The organism is Saccharothrix hoggarensis, assembly GCF_042678885.1.
Classification (GTDB): Bacteria; Actinomycetota; Actinomycetes; order Mycobacteriales; family Pseudonocardiaceae; genus Actinosynnema; species Actinosynnema hoggarensis.
In genome coordinates this window covers 25,084-44,750 of record NZ_JBHTLK010000025.1, presented here as the reverse complement: position 1 = coordinate 44,750, position 19,667 = coordinate 25,084, and the positions used below count along the sequence as shown (strand labels likewise).

The window sequence follows — 19,667 nt, the reverse complement described above, 5'->3', positions numbered from 1 at the left end:
GTCAGCGTGGTCCGGCCGGCCGTCGCGCCGGTCGGCCGCCGGTGAGCGGGGGCGCCGCTCGACGCCCCCGCCCGCCGTCAGGTCAGGCCCGGTCGCGCTTCACGTCGGCGAGGAACGCGGCGAAGGCCCGTGCCCCGAAGACCAGCGTGCCGCCCGTGCGGTTCTTCGTGTCCCGCACACCGGCCTCGCGCTCGGTCACCGCCAACTCGACGCACTGCGCGGCCGAACCACTGCGACTGCTCTTCCGCCATACCCGGTCGATCATCAGTCTCCTAGCGTGTCCCGTACTGCCTTGATGAGGCTCACGGAGTCCTCGGCCGTGAGCGCGAGCGCCGCGGCGTCGTCCCAGACCGCCGACAGCACCTCCGCCTCCTCATCTTCTACGGGCACCATCCCGGTCAGGGCTTCCACATAGCCCGCTTCCGGCTCGTCCGGCTGGGCGAACTTCAGCAGGAACATGGCGCCGGTCTGCGCGCCGTACGCCCCGACCCAGTACGGGAGCACCTGGATCGTCACGTTGGGCCTGGTCGCCATCGCCACCAGGTGGTCGAGCTGGTCGCGCATCACGGCGGCCCCGCCGACCAGTCGGTGGAGCGCGGCCTCGTCGATCAGCGCGTGGTAGTCGATCGGGTTCTCCCTGGTCAACGCCTCCTGGCGCTCGGCGCGCTCGGCGGCGGCGCGCGAGTCCCAGCTGTCACCGATGATCCGCCGGTGGGTCGCCCGCGCGACCGCTTCGGCGTACCCGGCGGTTTGCAGCAGACCGGGGACGTGCGCGGAGTCGAGGGTGCGCTCCCGCACGGCCTCCAGCTCGTCCATGCGCAGCCGCTTGTAGTTCGCGGGCAGGTCGCGGGCGTGCTCGACGGCGGACGGGTCGACGTCGGCCACCTCCCAGAGCTGGAGCGCCCGCGTCTTCTCCTCCGGGGTCGCGCCGATGACGTCGAGCACCATCGACAGCGCGGGCCAGCGCGCCAGCGCCTCGCCCGAGAGCATCCGGCTGATCGTCGGCCGCGACACCCGCGACTGCTTCACGACCTCGTCCAGCTTCAGGCCGGACCGCTCCAGGATGGGGCGGATGTGCCGACCGAGCCGGCGCTTGCCACGAGTCGAGCCGATTGCCATGCCAGCATCCTAGCTACTCTGCGTAGTGACCTGTCACCACGACTTCACCCATTAGAGAACCCCAGGTTTGAACTGCTCGAATGATAGCGTGTCGGCACGGATCGAGCAGAGGAGGGCCGATGGAGGATGTCGAGGTCGTGGCGGAGGCGCCGCGCCTGTTCGCGATCGTGCAGGAGACCGCGGACGACGGGTGGGTGGCCGCGTGGGGGCTCGACTTCGGCGACGGGACCGCGCAGGTGACCGACGCGGAGGGCGGCCTGCGCATCTCGACGACCAGCGGGGAGCGGGCGCTCTGGTACTTCACGATCGACAAGACCGCCCGCGCGCGACTCGTGTGGGTGGAAAGTCCGGTCGCGCACGCCGTCGACCCGTGACTGCGCGATCACGCGGCGCTAGCTTGATCACGTGGAGACGTGGCGGATCGTCGCGACCAGTGCGTTCCTGCTGGGCGGGCTCGTGATGGTGCTCGTCGGCATGGCGCAGGCGCGGGACCGCAGGGGCGCCAGGCGGGCCGACGTGATGCGCGCGGCCCTGGTCGGGACGGTGATCGTCGCGGTGGTGGCGGTGCTCATCGCGTACGTCCTGCCGTCCGTCGTGGCGTGGGGGATCGTCGCGGCGAGCGCCATCGCGGTGGTCTTCGTCACCATGTGGGATTAGCGCCCGCGCGGGCCGTGGCCAGCGGTTCTCAGGGCGGCGCGCATAGTCTGATCTGGTGAACGGCTGGACCGACGAACTCACCCGCGCGCGGCTGCACGTGGTCACGGGCAAGGGCGGGACCGGCAAGACCACGGTCGCCGCGGCGCTCGCGCTGGCACTGGCCACCGGCGGGCGGCGGGTGCTGCTGGTCGAGGTGGAGAACCGGCAGGGCATCGCGCGGCTGTTCGACCGGCCGCCGCTGCCCTACACCGAGGAGCGGATCGCGTCCGCGCCGGGCGGCGGCGAGGTCCGCGCGCTGGCCGTGGACCCGGAGGCGGCGCTGCTCGAGTACCTCGACATGTTCTACAACCTCGGCTTCGCGGGCCGCACGCTGCGGAAGATGGGCGCGATCGAGTTCGCCACCACCCTCGCGCCGGGCCTGCGGGACGTGCTGCTGACCGGGAAGGTCAAGGAGTGCGTGCGCCGGGTCGGCAAGACCGGCCGGCACGAGTACGACGCCGTCGTGCTCGACGCGCCGCCGACCGGCCGGGTGGTGCGGTTCCTCGACGTCACACGGGCCATGGCCGACCTCGCGAAGGTCGGGCCGATCAAGGGCCAGAGCGAGGGCGTGGTGAAGCTGCTGCACTCCGGCGACACGGCGGTGCACCTGGTGGCGTTGCTGGAGGAGATGCCGGTGCGCGAGACGTTGGACGCCGTCGCCGACCTGGACGCGGCGGACCTGAGGCCGGGCGCGGTGTTCGTGAACCGGGTGAGCCCGCCGCGGCTGCCCGCGCGGTCGGTGACGTCCGCCGCCGAGGGCCGCGTGGACGTCGACCGGGTCCGTGCCGGGCTGGTGGCGGGCGGCCTCGACGTGGACGAGGACGTGCTGGAAGGGCTGGTCGACCAGACCGTCGAGCACGCCTTGCGGGTGCGCATGGAGGAGCGGGCGAAGGCGAAGCTCGCCGAGGCGGACCTGCCGACGCTGGAGCTGCCGGACCTGGCGGACGGCGTCGACGTGGCCGCGCTGTACGAGCTGGCCGAGGTGCTGGTCGGGCGGGGTGTGCGGTGAACCGGCTCGACGTGGACGCGCTGCTGGACAACCCGCAGACCCGCGTCCTGGTGTGCTGCGGGTCGGGTGGCGTCGGCAAGACGACCACGGCGGCGGCGCTGGCCGTGCGGGCCGCGTCGCGCGGCAGGCGGGTCGTCGTGCTGACCATCGACCCGGCGCGCCGGCTCGCCCAGTCGCTGGGCCTGCGCGAGCTGGACAACCAGCCGCGGCGGGTCGAGGCGGAAGGGCTCGACAAGGGCGAGCTGCACGCGATGATGCTCGACATGCGCCGCACGTTCGACGACATGGTGTGGCAGCACGCGGGCCGGGAACGGGCCGAGCAGATCCTGGCGAACCCGTTCTACCAGACGATCTCCACGTCGTTCTCCGGCACGCAGGAGTACATGGCGATGGAGAAGCTGGGCCAGCTCGTGGAGCGCGACGAGTGGGACCTGGTGGTCGTGGACACGCCGCCGAGCCGTTCGGCGCTGGACTTCCTGGACGCGCCGCAACGGCTGTCGACCGTGCTGGACGGGAGGCTCATCCGCATGCTGTCGGCGCCCGCCCGGGCGGGCGGGCGCGGCCTCCGCAAGATCGTCGGCGCGGGCTTCGGCCTGTTCACCAAAGCCGTGTCGACGATCGTCGGCGGCCAACTCCTGCAGGACGCCTCGACGTTCGTGCAGGCGTTCGACGGCATGTTCGGCGGCTTCCGGCAACGCGCCCAGGCCACCTACGAGCTGCTGCGATCACCCGGCACGGGCTTTCTGGTGGTCGCGGCGGCCGAACCGGACGCGTTGCGCGAGGCCAGCTACTTCGTGGAGCGGTTGAGCGCGGAACAGATGCCGTTGACCGGTCTGGTGGCGAACCGGACGCACCCGGTGCTGGCCCCCTTGCCGGCACCCGGTGCGTTGGCGGCGGCGGACCGGCTGGAGCGCACTGGGGACGCCCCGCTGGCCGCCGCGGTGTTGCGGGTGCACGCGGATCGCGTGGCGGTCGCCGATCGGGAGAAGCGACTGCTCGCGCGGTTCACCCGCGCGCACCCCGGTGTTCCGCTGGTCGGTGTGCCCGCGCTGCCGACCGACGTGCACGACCTGGACGGCCTGCACGAGATCGGTCGGCGGTTGGCGGGCGAGTAGGAACGAGCAGGCGGAGGAGCCACCTGCCCGGCCCGGCCGGCCGGCCGGGCTCAGCCGACCCTGGACTCCTCGTGGTGGTGCTCCTGACGTGCCGTGTCCAGGAGCTCGTGCCAGGAGGTGACGTCCGGACGTCGCCGCAGCAGCGCCCGCCGTTCACGCTCCGTCATGCCGCCCCACACACCGAACTCGATCCGGTTGTCGAGGGCCTCGGCAAGGCACTCGGTGCGCACCGGGCATCCCAGGCACACCACCTTGGCCTTGCGCTGCTCCGCGCCTCGGACGAAGAGCTGGTCAGGCTCCTCATCACGGCACGAGGCCTTGATCCGCCAATCCCCCTGCTGCATATCTCCCCCACCTCAGTTCACACAGTGCCCAGACCGTCTAAATCCGCCACACCCCTGCCGCGGATGCCGTAGGCTCACCACCATCGAGTGGTCGTGCCGTTGGCTGCTGTCTTGGACAGTGACGGACTGTAGAGCCTTCTGGTTCCACCTCCAACCCTGGGTTGCCCACCTGTTACCTGTCTTGAGTACGAGTACTCATCCTGGGTAATCAACTCTGCGCGATCTCGATCACCTCTTTGGGTGCCGCGTACGCTGACCTGCATGCGAGCCAGGAACGGCGTGCTGAAACTGCTCGGGCTGTGTCTGCTGGCGGGAGTGCTGCTGGCAGGCATGTTGTTCCCTGTCGTCGGCGCGCTGGGGTTGGTGTCGAACAGAGCCAGCGACACGGTGGACAGCATCTCCGCCGACCTGGTCACCACGGACCCGCCGTTGATCTCGACGATCACGGACAAGGACGGCGAGCCCGTCGCGTACCTGTACGACCAGTACCGGGTGCTCGTGCCGCCCGAGAAGATCTCCCCCACCATGAAGGCCGCGCTGGTCTCGGTGGAGGACCGCCGGTTCTACGAGCACCAGGGCGTGGACTGGAAGGGCACGCTGCGCGCGGGGTTGACCAACCAGTTCAGCGGCGCCGTCACCCAGGGTGCCTCCACGCTCACGCAGCAATACGTCAAGAACTACCTCGTACACGTGTTCGCACGGAACAACCAAGTGGAGCAGCAAAAGGCGCAGGAGCAGACTATTGCGCGAAAAGCCCGTGAAGCGCGCATCTCCCTGCAACTGGAACGCAAACTCGGCAAGGAGGAAATCCTCGCCGGCTACCTGAACGTGGTGCCGTTCGGCTCGACGATCTACGGCATCGCGGCGGCGTCCCAGGCGTACTTCAACACCACGCCGGACAAGCTGACCGTGGCGCAGTCGGCGATGCTCGCGGGCATGGTCAACAGCCCGTCGGCGCTCAACCCGGAGGTGTTCCCGGACAAGGCGCTGCTGCGGCGCAACCAGGTGATCGACAAGATGGTCGAGAACGACAAGCTGTCGCGCGACGCCGCCGAAGCCGCGAAGCTGGAGCCGCTCGGGCTCGCGACGCCGGTGCGCACGCCGCCCAACGGGTGCGTCGGGGCCGGGCCGGAGCACGGCTTCTTCTGCTCGTACGTCGTGAACTACTTGGAGCGCAACGGTTTCAGCCTGGAGCAGCTGCGCACCGGCGGGTACACGATCCGGACCACCCTGGACCGCACGATCACGCAGCACGCCAAGCGCGCCGCCGAGGCGCAGGTCGCCAAGTCCACCGAGGGGATCGCCAACACGATGGCGGTCGTGCGGCCGGGCAAGGAGCGGCACGAGGTCGTGGCGCTCGTCGCGAACCGGGACTACGGCTTGAAGGCCGACCAGTTCCAGACGCAGTTCGACCTGCCGTCCGGGGTGGAGAACAAGTTCGGCGCCGGTTCCGTCTACAAGGTGTTCACGGCCGCGGCGGCGCTGGAGAAGGGCATGGGCATCGAGAACACGATCGCCACGCCCAACTCGTACGTGTCGCGGGTGTTCAAGGGCGGTGGCGACAAGTGCCCGCCCACGGGCGAGCCGGCCACGCGCTGGTACTGCCTCGGCAACGAGAACTCCCGCTACCCGCCGCAGATGTCGTTGCAGACGGCGCTGCAGACGTCCCCGAACACCGGTTTCGTGATCCTCGAAGAGCAGCTGGGCATGGACCCGGTGGTCGACATGGCGTCCCGGCTCGGGATGCGCGAGACGATGGCGACGAACATCGCGGGCACCCGGCCGGACCCGAAGGCGAAGAACCGCGACCTGCGGATCTCGCAGACCGAGTTCTACAAGTCCAACGGCGGCAACGCGTCCTTCACGCTCAGCCCGGCGCCGGTGAGCACGCTGGAGCTCGCGAACGTGGCCGCGACGATCATGAGCGGCGGCGTGTGGTGCCCGCCGTCGCCGATCGGCGCGGTGCTGGACCGCAACGGGCAGCCGGTCGCCGTGAACGAGGCGCCGTGCGAGCAGGTCGTCGCCGAGCCGCTGGCGAACGGGCTGGCGGTCGGCATGTCGAAGGACGACCAGAACGGCGGCACGGCCGCGGCGGCGGCGCGCCAGTTCAAGTGGACGCGGCCGCTGATCGGGAAGACCGGCACGACCGAGGACTTCAAGTCGGCCGCGTTCATCGGCGCGACGCCGGACTACGCGGGGGCCGTGCAGACGTTCAACGACGGCGTCGAGCCGCGCGGGATCTGCGTGCAGGACGGGCCGCCGAGGCTGTGCCGCGAGGGCAACATCTACGGCGGCACCGTGCCCGCGCGGACGTGGTTCGACACGATGACGAAGGTCCACGAAGGACTGCCGGTGCGCGGCATGCCCGCGGTCGAGGAGCGCTACCTCAAGGGCGGGCCGGAGATCCGCATCCCGGACGTCGTGGGGCGCAACGTGAACGACGCGACGCGCGTGCTGGAGAAGGCCGGGTACAAGGTCTCGACGCAGAACCGGAACTCGGAGCAGCCGAAGGGCCAGGTCGTCAGCCAGACGCCGCGCGGCAGCGCGCTGCGCGGCACCGTCGTGACCCTGCTCGTGTCGACGGGGTACGTGCCGCCGCCGCAGCCCACCCAGCCGGCGCCGACCTCCGAGTCGCCCGCGCCCGGCCAACCCGGCCAACCCGGTCAGCCGCCGGGCAACCCGGAACCGGGCCGTCCCGACGACCCGCCGGAGATCACCATCCCGACGGACCCGCCGCGCCGCTGAGGCGTCGCGAGGTCCACCCGATCGGGTAGATCATCCGGGGGTCCGGCGTGGTTCGCGCCGGACCCCCGGTGTCGTTCACACCAGCTTGGCCTTGACCGCGGCGGCGACCCGGCCACCGTCGGCGCGCCCGGCGACCTGGGCGTTGACGACCTTCATGACCTGGCCCATCTGGCGCTGGCCGGGCTGCTCGCCGAGCTGCTCCGCGACCTGGGCGACGGCGGCGTCCACGAGGGCGGCCAGCTCGTCGTCGCCGAGCTGCGCCGGGAGGTAGCCCTCCAGCACCTTGGACTCGGCCTGCTCCAGCTCCGCCTGCTCGGTGCGCCCGGCGCCGGCGAACGCCTCGGCCGCCTCCTTGCGCTTCTTCACCTCGCGGGTGATGACCTTCAGCACCTCGTCGTCGCTCAGCGACCGGGCCGACTTGCCGGAGACCTCTTCGGTGGTCAGGGCGGCCAGCGTCATCCTCAGCGCGCCCGCCCGGACCGTCTCCCGGTTCTTGATCGCCGCCGTCAGATCCGCCTGCAACCGCGCCTTCAGCTCCGCCATGAGCCGGAACGGTACCGGGCGGCCCGTCGCACCAGGAACCGGTCAACCCCCTACCCTCGGAGTCGTGAACACGCTCGGCCGAACCCTGCTCGCCACGACCGCCCTGGGCACCGCCACGCTCGCGTACGCCGCGGGCATCGAGCGGAGGCGGTGGACGTTGCGCGAAGCGACCGTGCCGGTGCTCGCGCCCGGCTCCGCGCCGTTGCGCGTGCTGCACCTGTCCGACCTGCACATGACGCCGGGTCAGAAGTCGAAGCAGCGCTGGGTCGCCGCGCTCGCCGACCTGGAGCCCGACCTGGTCGTCAACACCGGGGACAACCTGGCGCACCAGCAGGCCGTGCCGGCCGTCGTGCGCGCCCTGGGGCCGCTGCTGAGCCGTCCCGGCGTGTTCGTGTTCGGCAGCAACGACTACTACGCGCCGCGCCCCAAGAACCCGGCGCGCTACCTGCTGCCGTCGGCGAAGACCAAGCGCATCCACGGCATCCCGCTGCCGTGGCGGGACCTGCGCGCCGCCATGGTCGAGCACGGCTGGCTGGACCTCACGCACGCGCGCCGCCGGTTCGAGGTGAAGGGCCTGGAGGTCTTCGCCGCCGGGCTGGACGACCCGCACCTCAAGCGCGACCGGTTCGAGGAGATCAGCGGCCCGATCCCCGACGTGCCGCTGCGCCTGGGCGTCACCCACTCCCCCGAGCCGCGCGTGCTGGACCCGTTCGCGGCCGAGGGCTACGACCTCGTGCTGGCGGGCCACACGCACGGCGGGCAGCTGCGCATCCCCGGCTACGGCGCGATCGTGACGAACTGCGACCTGGACCGGTCGCGGGCGCGCGGCGTCTCCCGGTGGGGTTCGCACATGTGGCTGAACGTGTCGGCGGGGCTCGGCACGTCCCCGTACGCCCCCGTGCGCTTCGCGTGCCCTCCGGAGGCTAGCCTGCTGACCCTCGTGGCGCGTCCCGTCGACGCAGGTCAGGGCTGGTCTGGAGCGGAAAGGGATACCCGGTTCGGAGTGGGTGGGAACGTCAGGTAGAGTTCACCTCGTTCGATCCCAAGCCGGGGTGTGGCGCAGTTTGGTAGCGCGCTTCGTTCGGGACGAAGAGGTCGCAGGTTCAAATCCTGTCACCCCGACCAAGTCAGGCCGGGTCCGTCGTCAAGACGGACCCGGCCTGGTTTGCGTTTCGGGCACTCTGGAGGCATGGCCTCCGACGAGAGTCGTCCCGCGTCCCGTGACCGCGCCATCGACGAGTGGCTCGGCGCCGTGCCCGGCGACGCGCGGGACGTGCTGATGGGGATCGACCAGTTGAACGGGATGGCGCTCGCCGTCCGGCGCGACCAGCCCGCGGAGGTCCCCGACGAGGTGATGACACGGTGGCACTCGTTGTTGGCCCGGCAGCGGCGGGTCGCCGACCAGTCTGAGCCGGTCTTCATCGAGCAGGCACGGCGGCAGGGGTGGTCTTGGCAGCGCATCGCGGACGTGCTCGGGCTCCCCGACGCCGACGCCGCGGAACGGCGGCGGGACGTGCTCGCGGCGGAACTGGCGCGGACCCACCCGGGCAACCTCCCCCAGCCCTGGTTGGGCTGGGGGAAGGTCGCGTCTCGGCCCGAGGACTGAGTCAGCGGTCGAACCAGGTCTGAGCCTCGGACTTGGCGAGGAGCACCAGGACGGTTGCCGCGAGGCCCATGCCGATGAGTGCGGGGACCGGGTCGGCGATGAACAGGGCCGGCACACCGGCGACCAGGTTCACGGTCTGGATCACGATCACGGTGGTGCGCACCCAGCGGTGGCGGCGGGGGGCTCGGACGGCGCACAGGATCAGCAGGACCGCGAGCACGAGCGCGACCGAGCCGGTCAGGAAGCTCGGCGCGATGTGGATGAACGAGTCGCGCCCGTGGTCGACGTCGCTGATGATCTCGGTCGCCATCACGAACGCCGCGAACAGGTTCGCGACGCCCTGGAACCACAGGACGACCAGGACGAGCTTGACCACACCGGGCATCGACCGCTGCCGGACCTCTTCCTCGACCATGACCAACCTCCGCGTCTTCGGAACCGGAGGACCAGCAGAGCACCGGCGGGTACAGACCCGATACAGCGCGGTCAGCCCGTGAGGCGGGCCTTCCAGATCTCCTCGCTCGGCCACTGCCTCGCCCACGACGACGACACCTCGGCGTACTCGCGGTGCGCGGGTTCGGGGGCCTGGATCTCGATCAGGTCCTCCACGGTGAAGCCGGCCGACCGCAGCAGCCGCACCGTCTCGCCGTGCCCGAGGGTGAACTCGGCGGACGTGCCGTAGTCGACGTGGCGCAGGCCGAACTGCGGGCGCTGCAACGACGTCGACGCCGTCTCGTCGGTGCGCGCGCACAGGGCGAACAGCGGCGACCGGCGCAGGAACACCAGGTGGCCGCCCGGCCGGAGCAGTCGGGCGGCCTCCGGGATCCAGCGGTGCGGGTCGCACCACAGGGACGCGCCGTACTCGCTGATCGCCAGGTCGAACGTGCCGTCGTCGCACGGCACGTGCTCGGCGTCGGCGCGCAGCAGCGGGAAGTCCAGGCCGAACTCGACCTGCATGGCGCGGGCGGTGGCGAGCTGGTTGGCGGAGATGTCGAGGCCGACGGGCCGGGCGCCGAGCCGGGCCAGCCACGCCGACACGTAGGCGGTGCCGCAGCCGAGTTCGATCACGTCCATCCCGGACACGTCGGCGGGCAGCGCGGAGACCTGCGCCTCGGGCGTCGCCCACAGCCCCCAGCACGGCTCCCGGCGCGCCCAGTGCTCACGGGCGAGCGGCCCGTGCGCGGCGGAGGCGTGGTCTTCCCAGTGGCGGCGGTTCAGTTCCGTGTGGTCGATCACGGGGTCCATTGGAGTGGTCCGCGCGCCCCGGGGCCACCGGTTTAGCCGCGCCGGTAGTGGTCGGCGACGGCGGCGAACGCGGCTTTCGGCTGCCACGTGCCGTCGTCCAGCACCTTCACCACGCCGTAGCCGCCCAGGTCGAGGTCGCGGCGCGGGTCGTCGGGACGGTGCGGCAGGTGGTGGCACGCAAAGGTGCACAGGAACGCGCTGTCGACGCCCTCCGCCGCGAAGACGTCCAGCAGTTCCCGGATCACCGCGGCCTGTTCGGCCTCGTCACGCGCGTAGTCGCCGTCGAGCCCGACCGGCCGCACGTCCTCGTACACGACGATCATCCCGCCCCGCGCGCCCCGCGCCGACGCGCCCGCGAACGTCGCGCTGCCGAACTCGGTGATCGCCACGGGCTTGCCGGACGCCACCAGCCGGCGCACGGCCGGCGCGAAGTGGTCGGCGATCTCCGCCGTCCGGTAGAGGTCGACGCCGACGAAGTCGAACGGCGTCCAGTCGACGCCCTCGAACGGGATGGACGCGTAGGCGACCCGGCCGCCGAACCTCTCGCGCACCACGGCGACGGCCCGGCCGAGGAAGTCGTTGATCCGCGCGGGGACGGCGGGCAGCGCGGCGACCAGCCGGTCCGGGTCGGCGAGCAGCCCGAGCCGCGCGTCGAGGTCGTCGCCGGGCAGGAAACCCCTGGTGAACAGGCTCAGCTCGGCGCCGGTGACGACGACGACCTCCGCGCCCGCCACGCGCAGCCGCTCGGCGCGGGTGGCGCAGTCGGCCAGCACGTCCAGCAGTTCGTCCCGGGTGAGGTCGCAGGTGAACGGGCCGAACCACACCTCCAGGCCCACGTCCGCCGCGATCGAGGCGGCCAGGTCGAGCCGGTCGACGTCGCCGCCGGTGACGCGCACCGCCGTGCAGTGCAGCTCCTCGCGGATGACCCGCATGTCCTCCCGCACGTCGGCGGGGTCGAACGACGGGCGCGTGCTCACGCCCCGGTTGATGAACCCGGTGTCGTAGGTGATGCCCCTGGCTCGCATGGTCAACCTCCCAGTTAGGGTACCGAACGTACCTTATCGGGAAGGAGATGGCGCGCGTCAACAACTTCGGTAAGGTACCCGCAGTACCGGGGAGGAACGGGTGGAAGGTGCGACCAGGCGCCGTGGCGCGGCGCTGGAGGAGGCGATCCTGCGCGCGGCGGCCGAGGAGCTGACCGAGTCGGGGTACGCCGGGCTCACCATGGACCGCGTCGCCCGGCGCGCGGGCACCAACAAGAACGCGATCTACCGGCGCTGGCCGAACCGCGCCGCGCTCGCCGTCGCCGCCTACCGGCAGCTGGTGGAGGTCGAGCTGCGCCCGCCGGACACCGGCGACCTGCGCGCCGACGTGCTCGAACTGCTGCGCCGGATCAACTCCGACCTCGCCTCGCCGCACGGTGACGTGCTGCGCGGGCTGCTGGCGGGGATCGGCGACGAGCCGGAACTGCTGGCGCAGCTGCAGAGCCAGTTCGGCGACGGCGGCGCGGGGATGTGGCTGACGGTGCTGGGACGGGCGGTCGCGCGGGGCGAGGCGTCACCGGAGGCGCTGCACCCGCGGGTCGCGACGGTGCCGGTCGTGCTGCTGCGCAACGAGTACGTGACACGGGGTCTCGCCACCGTGCCGGACGCCACGATCGTGGAGATCGTGGACGAGGTGTTCCTGCCGCTGCTGCGCGGGCGACGCGGCGGCTGAGGAGCCGGACAGGGGCGGACAGGCCGCGGTGCTCACCGGGCCGCCCCGATCGCGGCGGTCACTTCACGTGCGGGCGCAGCTCCGCGAGCCGGCGCAGCAGCTCGCCGACCTCGTGCCAGTCGAGCTTCGCGGACTCGCCGGGCGGGGTGTGGATGCAGACGTTGCCCTCCTCGGTGAGCGACACCTCGAGGGTCCTCCGACGACCCAGGGCGTCGACGCACCCGACGCGACCGCCCTGCCGAACCGTGTTCTCGATCATCGGTCAGACCTCCCCTGCCGTCACACCACCGTGTAACTCGTGATTCGTTCGGACGAGCGTCGACGTTACGAAACTAACTCCTCGCTGTTGTCTAATTCTCTACTGCACCGATCAAGTGAACTTTCGTCAGTTTCCACTACGCCAAGCGGGTGACGGCCGCGCGGCTCGGCATGATCGTCGGATGGCAGACGACGCGGAGCGGGCGGAACTGCGCCGACGGGTGTACGGCACGGGCGACCTGGCGGCGCTGCCGGTGTTCGCCGGCGGCTTCATCAACTTCGGGTACTGGCGCGACGTCGACCTGACCGGCGGGCTCACCGTCGACCAGCGCGTCGCCACCCAGGAAGCCCTGTACGACGTGGTCCTCGACGCCCTCCCGGCGCGCGCCGGCGACCGGGTGCTCGAAGTCGGCTCCGGGCACGGCCTGGGCGCGCTGCGCGTGGTGCGCCGCGAGCCCGCGCTGGTCCGCGGCGTCGACGTGGTGCCCGAGCAGGTCGCGCGGGCGGCCGAGGGCGTCGACGACCCGCGCGTCGCGTTCGTCCGGGGCGCGGCGCACGACCTGCCGTTCCCCGACTCGTCGTTCGACGCCGTGCTGTCCGTGGAGGCCGCCCAGCACTTCGAGGACGTCGCCGGGTTCGCCCGCGAGAGCGCCCGCGTGCTGGTGCCCGGCGGACGGTTCGCCCTGACCACGTTCCTCGCCCGCGACGCGGACGCCGGCCCGCGGCTCGCCGCGCTGCTGCGCACGTTCGCCACCGGCCTCGACCTCGCCCACCCCGTCGACGCGGTGCTGGACCACCTGCGCGCGGCCGGGTTCGCCGGGGTGACCGCGCGCGCCATCGGCGAGCACGTGTGGCGGGGGCTGGACCGGTGGCTGGAGCTGGGACCCGAGCCGGACCGGTGGGACCGCAACTTCCTCCGGGCCGCCGACCAGGGCTTGCTCGACTACTACCTGGTCACCGCCCGGAAGCCGGCAGGATCGGTGGCGTGACGACGCACCCGACCGCCGAAGTGCCCGACCAGCTGTTCGCCGACGCCGAGACCGAGGCCCGCTGGCGCGCCCGCTTCACGGCCGCGCGCGTGAGCCTGCCCGGCTGGGCGGACGACGCGCCGGACCGCAACCTGTACCTGTCGAACTCCAGCGGTGTGTGGGAGATCTACGCCTGGGACCGGGCGACCGACACCCACCGCAAGGTCACCGACCGCCCGAACGGCACGTCGCACGGCGCGCTGAGCCCGGACGGCGAGACCATCTGGTGGTTCAACGACACCGACGGCGACGAGTTCGGCACGTGGGTGAGCGAGCCGTTCGCGCCCGCCGGCTCGCCGAAGCCCGCCGTGGACGGCGTGCCGGAGGCGTACCCCGCGGGGCTGGAGATCGGGCACTCGGTGGTCGTGGTCGGCACGTCCACCGACGACGGCACCACGGTGTACGTCTCGCGCGACGGCGGCCCGGCCGAGGTGATCTACGCCCACGAGAACGACGGCGGCGTGTCCGCGCTGTCCAAGGACGAGACGCTGGTGGTGCTGTCGCACTCGGAGCACGGCGACAACCGGCACGCCGCGCTGCGCGTGGTGACGCCGTCCGGCGAGAAGGTCGCGGAGAAGTGGGACGGCCCCGGCAAGGGCCTGGAGGCGGTCGCGTTCAGCCCGGTGCGCGGCGACAACCGGCTGCTGGTCGGCCACGAGCGGCGCGGTCGGGAGGAGCTGCTGATCTGGGACGTCGCCGCCGACACCGAGACCGAGGTCGTCATCGACCTGCCCGGCGAGATCAGCGCCGACTGGTACCCGGACGCGCGGTCGCTGCTGGTCGTGCACACGTTCCAGGCGCGCAACACGCTGCACCGCTACGACCTCGCCACCGGCGCGCTGCACGCCCTCGACACCCCGCACGGGACGGTCAGCGGCGCGAACGTGCGGCCGGACGGCGCGGTGGAGTACGCGTGGTCGTCGGCCGCGCGGCCGGGCGTGGTGCGGGTGCTCGACGTGGACGGCGACGAGCGCGTGCTGCTGGAGCCGCCCGGCCACAAGGCGCCGCCGTCCGTCGACCTGACCGACGTGTTCGTGGGTGACGTGCACGCGCTCGTGGCCCGTCCCGAGGGCGCGCCCGACGGCCCGCTGCCGACCGTGTTCCACCTGCACGGCGGGCCGCACTCGGCGGACGAGGACCGGTTCTCCGCCTACCGCGCGGTGTGGCTGGACGCCGGGTTCGCCGTGGTGCACGTGAACTACCGCGGCTCCACCGGGTACGGCTCGCAGTGGCGTGACGCGATCGAGGGCCGGCCGGGGCTGACCGAGCTGGAGGACGTGGCCGCGGTGCACGACTGGGCCGTCGAGTCCGGTTTCGCGGACCCGGCGAAGTGCGTCGTCAACGGCGCGTCGTGGGGCGGGTACCTGACGCTGCTCGCGCTGGGCACGCAGCCGGAGCGGTGGGCGGCGGGCGTCGCGGGCGTGCCGGTGGCCGACTACCTGGCCGCGTACGAGGACGAGATGGAGCCGCTGCGGGCGTTCGACCGGGCGCTGTTCGGCGGGTCGCCGGAGGAGCTGCCCGACCGGTACCGCGAGTGCTCGCCGCTGACGTACGTGGACGCCGTGCGGGCGCCCGTGCTGGTGCTGGCGGGCGAGAACGACCCGCGCTGCCCGATCCGGCAGATCGACAACTACCTGGACCGGCTCGCCGAGCGCGGCGGCGCGTACGAGGTGTACCGGTACGACGCGGGCCACGGCTCGCTGGTGGTCGCGGAGGTCATCCGGCAGACCGCCGCGGAGGTCGCGTTCGCCCGGCGGGTGCTCTAGCCCGCCCGCGGGCGCCGGCGCTCGTCGACCAGGCCCGGGAGCTGGAGGAGCGGGCCGTCGAACTGCTGTGGGACGTGCCCCGGACGTCCAGGCGGACGTCCGGGGCACGGCGGGTCAGGCCTGCTGCGCCTGCCACATCCAGTGCGCCTGCTCGAGGTTCTTGGTGATCTCGATCAGCAGGTCCTGCGTGACCAGGTCCGACTTGTCCGTCTCGTCGATCCGGCCGCGCAGCCGCTGGACCAGCTCGCCCAGCGCGGTCACGACCGCCGCGACGACCTCGTCCTCCTTCAACCACCCGTTCGGGAACTCCGGCACGCCCGAACCGTCCGCCACGGTCCGCGCCTTGCCGTCGGGCGAGATGCCCAGCGCCGCGGCGCGTTCGGCGACCTCGTCGGTGTACGTGCGGGCGGTGGTCACCAGCTCGTCCAGCTGGAGGTGCACGCTGCGGAAGTTCTTGCCGACCACGTTCCAGTGCGCCTGCTTGGCCACCAGGGACAGGTCGATCAGGTCGACCAGGGTCGCCTGCAGCACCGCGCCGACCGAGGCCCGGTCGGCCTCGGACAGCGAACTGGTGATGGGTGACTTGCTCGTCGGAGACTTGCTCATCGGATCTGACGCCTCCTTCAGACGGTGGTCGTGAGGGCCACCTCGATGTTCCCGCGCGTGGCGTTGGAGTACGGGCAGAGCTGGTGGGCCGCGGCGACCAGGCCGTCGGCCACGTCCTGCTCGACGCCGGGGATGTGCGTCGCCAGCTCGGCGGCGAGCTGGAAGCCGCCGCTGCCGTTGGGGCCGAGGTGGACCTTGGCCGTCACGGTCGTCTCGCCGATCCGGACCTTGGCCTGCCGCGCGGCCACCTTCAGGGCGCTGTGGAAGCACGCCGCGTAACCGGCCGCGAACAACTGCTCCGGGTTGGTCTTGTCACCGCCGGGGCCACCCAGCTCCTGGGGGGTGGCCAGCTGCTCGTCGATCACGCCGTCGGTGGAACGGACCTCGCCGTTGCGGCCGTCGCCGACCGCGACTGCTTCCGCCGTGTAGAGCACCTGCATGGTGAACGCTCTCCTTTGAGCTGGTCATGGGTCTGCGGACTCAACCCAACACCCGGCCGAAGCCGGACCACACCCCGTCGTGTGGCAGCTCACGCCTCACACCGCGTACCCCGTCAGCTGGACCTCGACACGGCGAACTCCGTCACCTGTCGCCCGATCGTGCGAAGTTGCTCGGCCACGGACGGCACCGTGCAGCCGCCTTCCAGGTCGAACTCGACCTCCCGCGAGTTCACCGCCGCGCCCAGCGGCGTCGGCCAGCCGCGCAGCGCGTGCACGATCGAGCGCAACGCCGTGAGCGTCGTCACGGACGCCTGCCAGCCCTGCGCCGCCGCGACGCAGCCGACCGCGCGGCCGTCGAGGTAGGGGCGCTCGTCGCCGCGCAGGTCCTCCACGTAGTCCAGCGCGTTCTTGACCAGGCCGGACACCGTGCCGTGGTAGCCCGGCGACACCAGGACCACGCCGTCGGCCTGCCGCAGGGCCTCCACCAGCCGGCGGGCGTTCTCGGGCCGTTCGGGGACGGACGGGTCGTAGAACGGCAGCACCAGGTCGGGCCCGGAGACCTCGACGACCTTCGCGCCCGCGCTGATCGCGCCCTCCAGCACGATCCGCATCGCGCGCTCGGACTGCGAGTTGGGGCGGAGTGACCCGCCGATGCCCACCACCGTGACCGTCATGGTGTCCGATCCTGCCACCTGCACCTAAGTCGAGGTCCAACGCTCGCTTCGGTGCCTACCGACGAGTAACGTGCGGCCCATGTCGAAGCTCGCCGAATCGCTCTCCCCCGGCGTCCTCGCCGGCGCCCTGCGCTTCGTGTTCGGCCTGCCCGCGCCGCTGCGCAGGCTCATCGCCGGCCGCCCGATCACCGTCGACGGCCAGCGGCTCCACCCCGAAGCCCAGCTCCTGCTGAGGTTGCAGCAGCTCAGCGGCGAGGACTGGCAGACGACCACGCCCGCCGCCAACCGGCTCGCGCTCACCCGCAGCACGGCGCTGGTCTGCGGCCCCGTGATCGACGGCGTGGCCGTGCGGGCGCTGTCGCTGGACGGCGTGCCGGGCCGGTTCTACGAGCCCACCGGGTTGGCCGACGGCTCGCCGCTGCTGGTCTTCTACCACGGCGGCGGGTGGGTCAGCGGCAGCCTCGACAGCCACGACAACCTGTGCCGGTACCTCGCCGTCGAGGCGGGCGTGCGGGTGCTGTCCGCGGACTACCGGCTCGCGCCGGAGCACCCGTTCCCGGCCGCGGCCGACGACGCGCAGACCGCGTTCGAGTACGCCGTCGCGCACGCGTCCGAGCTGAAGGCGGACCCGCGCCGGATCGCGCTCGGCGGCGACAGCGCGGGCGGCAACCTGGCCGCCGTGACGGCGCTGCACGCGTCCTCCGCCGTGAAGCCGGTGTTCCTGCTGCTGTTCTACCCGGCGGTGGACGCGTCGGTGCGGCGGCGGTCGCGGGAGCTGTTCGGCGACGGGTTCTTCCTCACCGACCGGAAGATGGACTGGTTCCTCGACCACTACGCGCCGTCACGCGAGGCGCACACCGACCCGCGGCTGTCGGTGCTGCTGGCGGAGGACCTGAGCGGGCTGCCGCCGACGTACCTGGCGACCGCCGGGTTCGACCCGCTGCGGGACGAGGGCGAGGCGTTCGCGCGGAAGCTGGCCGAGCAGGGCGTGCCGGTGGTGCTGCGGCGGCACGAGGGCCTGTTCCACGGGTACGCCAACATCCTCGGGGTGGGCGGCGTGTTCCGGGAGGCGGTGGCGGAGGCCGTCGGCGCGCTGCGCACCGGGCTCGCGCTCGCGAACACGCGGCAGGACATCCCCGAGACGGCGTGACGCACGGCCGGACCGGTGTGCCCGGAGTGGGCGCAGAGGGCACCGGCGTCACGCGTGAAGTGCATGGGGCACAAGGGAAAGGGCCGCCCTGGTCGTCCGGGCGGCCCTCCCGGTCAACTCGTGGTCACTTGCCGAAGGCGGCGGCGATCTTGTCGCCGGTTTCCTTGTCGATGTTGCGCCAGTACTCGAACACGCGCTCCAGCACGGGCTCGGACACGCCGTTCGAGGCGTGCGCGATCACCGTTCGCACCAGGCGCTCGCGCTGGGCGTCGTCGAAGACCTCGCGGATCAGGGTGCCCGCCTGGCCCCAGTCGTCGTCCTCCGCGTGCAGCTTGTACGCGGAACGGGTGACCGCGTCCTCCACGCCGTACGACGACGCGACCTCGCCGGCCGCCTCCGCCGAGGCGTGCGGGCCGCCGTAGGAGTTGGGCGCGTACACCGGGTCGACGGCGTTGGCGAACCGCATCGCGCCGTCCTTGGAGTACGAGTTGACCGGCGACTTCGGGCGGTTCACCGGGAGCTCGTTGTAGTTCGCGCCGATCCGGTACCGGTGCGCGTCCGGGTAGGAGAAGATGCGGCCGATCAGCATCCTGTCCGGCGACGTGCCGATGCCGGGCACCAGGTTCGTCGGCTCGAACGCGGCCTGCTCGATCTCCGCGAAGTAGTCCGACGGGTTGCGGTCGAGGACCAGCCTGCCGACCTTGATCAGCGGGTAGTCGCCGTGCGGCCAGACCTTGGTCAGGTCGAACGGGTTGAACCGGTAGGTCGCCGCGTCGGCGTACGGCATGACCTGCACGTGCAGCGTCCACGACGGGAACTCGCCGCGCTCGATGGCGTGCCACAGGTCGGCGCGGTGCGCGTCGGCGTCCTCGCCGGCGATCTTCGCGGCCTCCTCGGACGTCAGGCACTCGACGCCCTGGTCGGTCTTGAAGTGGTACTTCACCCAGAAGCGCTCGCCGGCGGCGTTCTCCCACAGGTAGGTGTGCGAGCCGTAGCCGTTCTGGTGCCGCCACGTCTTCGGGATGCCGCGGTCGCCCATCAGCCACGTCACCTGGTGCGCGGTCTGCGGCTGGAGCGTCCAGAAGTCCCACTGCATGTCGTGGTCGCGGCGGCCGGTGTCGGCGCGGCGCTTCTGCGAGCGGATGAAGTCGGGGAACTTGATCGGGTCGCGCAGGAAGAACACCGGCGTGTTGTTGCCGACGATGTCGTAGTTGCCCTGCGTCGTGTAGAACTTCAGCGCGAAGCCGCGCGGGTCGCGCCACGTGTCGGGGGAGCCCAGCTCGCCGGCGACGGTGGAGAAGCGCGCCAGCGTCTCGGTCCTGACGCCCGGCTGGAACAGCGCGGCCTTGGTGAAGCGGCTGACGTCCTCGGTGGTCTCGAAGTGGCCGAACGCACCGCCACCCTTGGCGTGCACGACCCGCTCGGGCACCCGCTCACGGTTGAACTGGGCGTTCTTCTCGATCAGGTAGTGGTCCTGGAGCAGGATCGGGCCGTTGGCGCCGAGGGTCAACGAGTGGTCGTCGCTGGCCACCGGGATGCCTGCGTTGTTGGTGGTGTGACGCGCTTCGGTCACGCTGGTGCTCCTTCTGTGGGTGCGGCAGTCAGCG

The 19,667-nt window shown here is 71.8% G+C and carries 23 protein-coding genes and 1 tRNA gene; 12 read left to right on the top strand and 12 right to left on the bottom strand.

The genetic code is table 11. The annotated features are described in order from the left end of the window. Positions 1–82: 82 nt before the first annotated feature. Both ACFQ3T_RS07955 and ACFQ3T_RS07950 read right to left on the bottom strand, forming a co-directional pair. Positions 83–265, bottom strand: a complete 183-nt coding sequence (locus tag ACFQ3T_RS07955; protein ID WP_380721829.1) for a DUF397 domain-containing protein — start codon at positions 263–265, stop codon at positions 83–85. Further along, positions 265–1,119: a helix-turn-helix domain-containing protein gene (locus ACFQ3T_RS07950; protein ID WP_380721827.1), complete on the bottom strand. Its 855-nt coding sequence runs from the start codon at positions 1,117–1,119 to the stop codon at positions 265–267. Before ACFQ3T_RS07950 ends, ACFQ3T_RS07955 begins: the two co-directional genes overlap by 1 nt. Positions 1,120–1,238: 119 nt before the next feature. Between ACFQ3T_RS07950 and ACFQ3T_RS07945 the strand changes: the two genes are divergently transcribed. The 4 genes from ACFQ3T_RS07945 to ACFQ3T_RS07930 are packed head-to-tail and all read left to right on the top strand — an operon-like array spanning position 1,239 to position 3,939. Continuing rightward, complete coding sequence (locus ACFQ3T_RS07945; RefSeq protein ID WP_380721825.1) at positions 1,239–1,493, top strand: hypothetical protein; 255 nt, start codon at positions 1,239–1,241, stop codon at positions 1,491–1,493. Positions 1,494–1,524: 31 nt separating this feature from the next. Beyond that, positions 1,525–1,776, top strand: coding sequence for a hypothetical protein (locus tag ACFQ3T_RS07940; protein ID WP_380721823.1), 252 nt, complete (start codon positions 1,525–1,527; stop codon positions 1,774–1,776). A 55-nt stretch (positions 1,777–1,831) separates the two neighbouring features. After that, a complete protein-coding gene (locus ACFQ3T_RS07935) occupies positions 1,832–2,824 on the top strand; it encodes an ArsA-related P-loop ATPase (protein ID WP_380721821.1) in 993 nt (330 codons plus the stop codon). Continuing rightward, positions 2,821–3,939 (top strand): ArsA family ATPase, encoded by a 1,119-nt coding sequence (locus ACFQ3T_RS07930; RefSeq protein ID WP_380721819.1) that lies wholly within the window; start codon positions 2,821–2,823, stop codon positions 3,937–3,939. Before ACFQ3T_RS07935 ends, ACFQ3T_RS07930 begins: the two co-directional genes overlap by 4 nt. 50 nt (positions 3,940–3,989) lie before the next feature. On the opposite strand, the gene ACFQ3T_RS07925 is transcribed toward ACFQ3T_RS07930, so the two are convergent. After that, on the bottom strand, positions 3,990–4,283 hold the full coding sequence (locus ACFQ3T_RS07925) for a WhiB family transcriptional regulator (RefSeq protein WP_380721817.1): 294 nt from the start codon (positions 4,281–4,283) through the stop codon (positions 3,990–3,992). Between the two features lie 261 nt (positions 4,284–4,544). Between ACFQ3T_RS07925 and ACFQ3T_RS07920 the strand changes: the two genes are divergently transcribed. Further along, the gene (locus tag ACFQ3T_RS07920; RefSeq protein ID WP_380721815.1) at positions 4,545–7,028 is read left to right on the top strand and encodes a transglycosylase domain-containing protein; all 2,484 of its coding nucleotides are present in this window, start codon (positions 4,545–4,547) and stop codon (positions 7,026–7,028) included. Positions 7,029–7,103: 75 nt separating this feature from the next. Here ACFQ3T_RS07920 and ACFQ3T_RS07915 read toward each other — a convergent pair whose 3' ends face one another. Beyond that, on the bottom strand, positions 7,104–7,571 hold the full coding sequence (locus ACFQ3T_RS07915) for a GatB/YqeY domain-containing protein (protein WP_380721813.1): 468 nt from the start codon (positions 7,569–7,571) through the stop codon (positions 7,104–7,106). A gap of 64 nt (positions 7,572–7,635) precedes the next feature. Here ACFQ3T_RS07915 and ACFQ3T_RS07910 point away from each other — a divergent pair, with 64 nt between their 5' ends. From ACFQ3T_RS07910 to ACFQ3T_RS07900, 3 genes are all read left to right on the top strand, one after another. Beyond that, positions 7,636–8,595, top strand: coding sequence for a metallophosphoesterase (locus ACFQ3T_RS07910; protein WP_380721811.1), 960 nt, complete (start codon positions 7,636–7,638; stop codon positions 8,593–8,595). Between the two features lie 24 nt (positions 8,596–8,619). Beyond that, positions 8,620–8,696: transfer RNA gene (locus tag ACFQ3T_RS07905), tRNA-Pro, on the top strand. Between the two features lie 64 nt (positions 8,697–8,760). Continuing rightward, positions 8,761–9,177: a hypothetical protein gene (locus tag ACFQ3T_RS07900; protein WP_380721809.1), complete on the top strand. Its 417-nt coding sequence runs from the start codon at positions 8,761–8,763 to the stop codon at positions 9,175–9,177. Position 9,178: 1 nt separating this feature from the next. Here the strand turns inward: ACFQ3T_RS07900 and ACFQ3T_RS07895 are convergent, their stop codons facing one another. The 3 genes from ACFQ3T_RS07895 to ACFQ3T_RS07885 form a co-directional block, all read right to left on the bottom strand. After that, positions 9,179–9,592 carry a hypothetical protein gene (locus ACFQ3T_RS07895; protein ID WP_380721807.1) on the bottom strand — a complete coding sequence of 138 codons (414 nt, stop codon included), beginning with the start codon at positions 9,590–9,592 and terminating at the stop codon, positions 9,179–9,181. Between the two features lie 71 nt (positions 9,593–9,663). Then, the gene (locus ACFQ3T_RS07890) at positions 9,664–10,413 is read right to left on the bottom strand and encodes a class I SAM-dependent methyltransferase (protein WP_380721805.1); all 750 of its coding nucleotides are present in this window, start codon (positions 10,411–10,413) and stop codon (positions 9,664–9,666) included. Between the two features lie 41 nt (positions 10,414–10,454). Beyond that, positions 10,455–11,447 (bottom strand): hypothetical protein, encoded by a 993-nt coding sequence (locus ACFQ3T_RS07885; protein ID WP_380721803.1) that lies wholly within the window; start codon positions 11,445–11,447, stop codon positions 10,455–10,457. A 100-nt stretch (positions 11,448–11,547) separates the two neighbouring features. Between ACFQ3T_RS07885 and ACFQ3T_RS07880 the strand changes: the two genes are divergently transcribed. Beyond that, a complete protein-coding gene (locus ACFQ3T_RS07880; protein WP_380721801.1) occupies positions 11,548–12,138 on the top strand; it encodes a TetR/AcrR family transcriptional regulator in 591 nt (196 codons plus the stop codon). 58 nt (positions 12,139–12,196) lie between these two features. Here the strand turns inward: ACFQ3T_RS07880 and ACFQ3T_RS07875 are convergent, their stop codons facing one another. Continuing rightward, the gene (locus ACFQ3T_RS07875) at positions 12,197–12,397 is read right to left on the bottom strand and encodes a hypothetical protein (protein ID WP_380721799.1); all 201 of its coding nucleotides are present in this window, start codon (positions 12,395–12,397) and stop codon (positions 12,197–12,199) included. A gap of 181 nt (positions 12,398–12,578) precedes the next feature. On the opposite strand from ACFQ3T_RS07875, the gene ACFQ3T_RS07870 reads away from it, so the two are divergent. Next, positions 12,579–13,385 (top strand): class I SAM-dependent methyltransferase, encoded by an 807-nt coding sequence (locus tag ACFQ3T_RS07870; RefSeq protein WP_380721797.1) that lies wholly within the window; start codon positions 12,579–12,581, stop codon positions 13,383–13,385. Continuing rightward, positions 13,382–15,190, top strand: coding sequence for a prolyl oligopeptidase family serine peptidase (locus ACFQ3T_RS07865; protein ID WP_380721795.1), 1,809 nt, complete (start codon positions 13,382–13,384; stop codon positions 15,188–15,190). The genes ACFQ3T_RS07870 and ACFQ3T_RS07865 overlap by 4 nt, the downstream gene beginning before the upstream one ends. A gap of 114 nt (positions 15,191–15,304) precedes the next feature. Here the strand turns inward: ACFQ3T_RS07865 and ACFQ3T_RS07860 are convergent, their stop codons facing one another. The 3 genes from ACFQ3T_RS07860 to ACFQ3T_RS07850 all read right to left on the bottom strand — a co-directional run bounded on the left by ACFQ3T_RS07860 (position 15,305) and on the right by ACFQ3T_RS07850 (position 16,910). Then, positions 15,305–15,796: a Dps family protein gene (locus ACFQ3T_RS07860; protein WP_380721793.1), complete on the bottom strand. Its 492-nt coding sequence runs from the start codon at positions 15,794–15,796 to the stop codon at positions 15,305–15,307. A 17-nt stretch (positions 15,797–15,813) separates the two neighbouring features. Beyond that, positions 15,814–16,236, bottom strand: a complete 423-nt coding sequence (locus ACFQ3T_RS07855; protein ID WP_380721791.1) for an organic hydroperoxide resistance protein — start codon at positions 16,234–16,236, stop codon at positions 15,814–15,816. 113 nt (positions 16,237–16,349) lie between these two features. Further along, positions 16,350–16,910 (bottom strand): NADPH-dependent FMN reductase, encoded by a 561-nt coding sequence (locus ACFQ3T_RS07850; RefSeq protein ID WP_380721789.1) that lies wholly within the window; start codon positions 16,908–16,910, stop codon positions 16,350–16,352. A 79-nt stretch (positions 16,911–16,989) separates the two neighbouring features. Between ACFQ3T_RS07850 and ACFQ3T_RS07845 the strand changes: the two genes are divergently transcribed. Beyond that, entirely contained in the window at positions 16,990–18,060 is a 1,071-nt protein-coding gene (locus tag ACFQ3T_RS07845; RefSeq protein ID WP_380721787.1) for an alpha/beta hydrolase, read from the top strand. Between the two features lie 124 nt (positions 18,061–18,184). Here the strand turns inward: ACFQ3T_RS07845 and ACFQ3T_RS07840 are convergent, their stop codons facing one another. Continuing rightward, positions 18,185–19,633: a catalase gene (locus ACFQ3T_RS07840; protein ID WP_380721785.1), complete on the bottom strand. Its 1,449-nt coding sequence runs from the start codon at positions 19,631–19,633 to the stop codon at positions 18,185–18,187. Between the last annotated feature and the right edge of the window lie 34 nt (positions 19,634–19,667).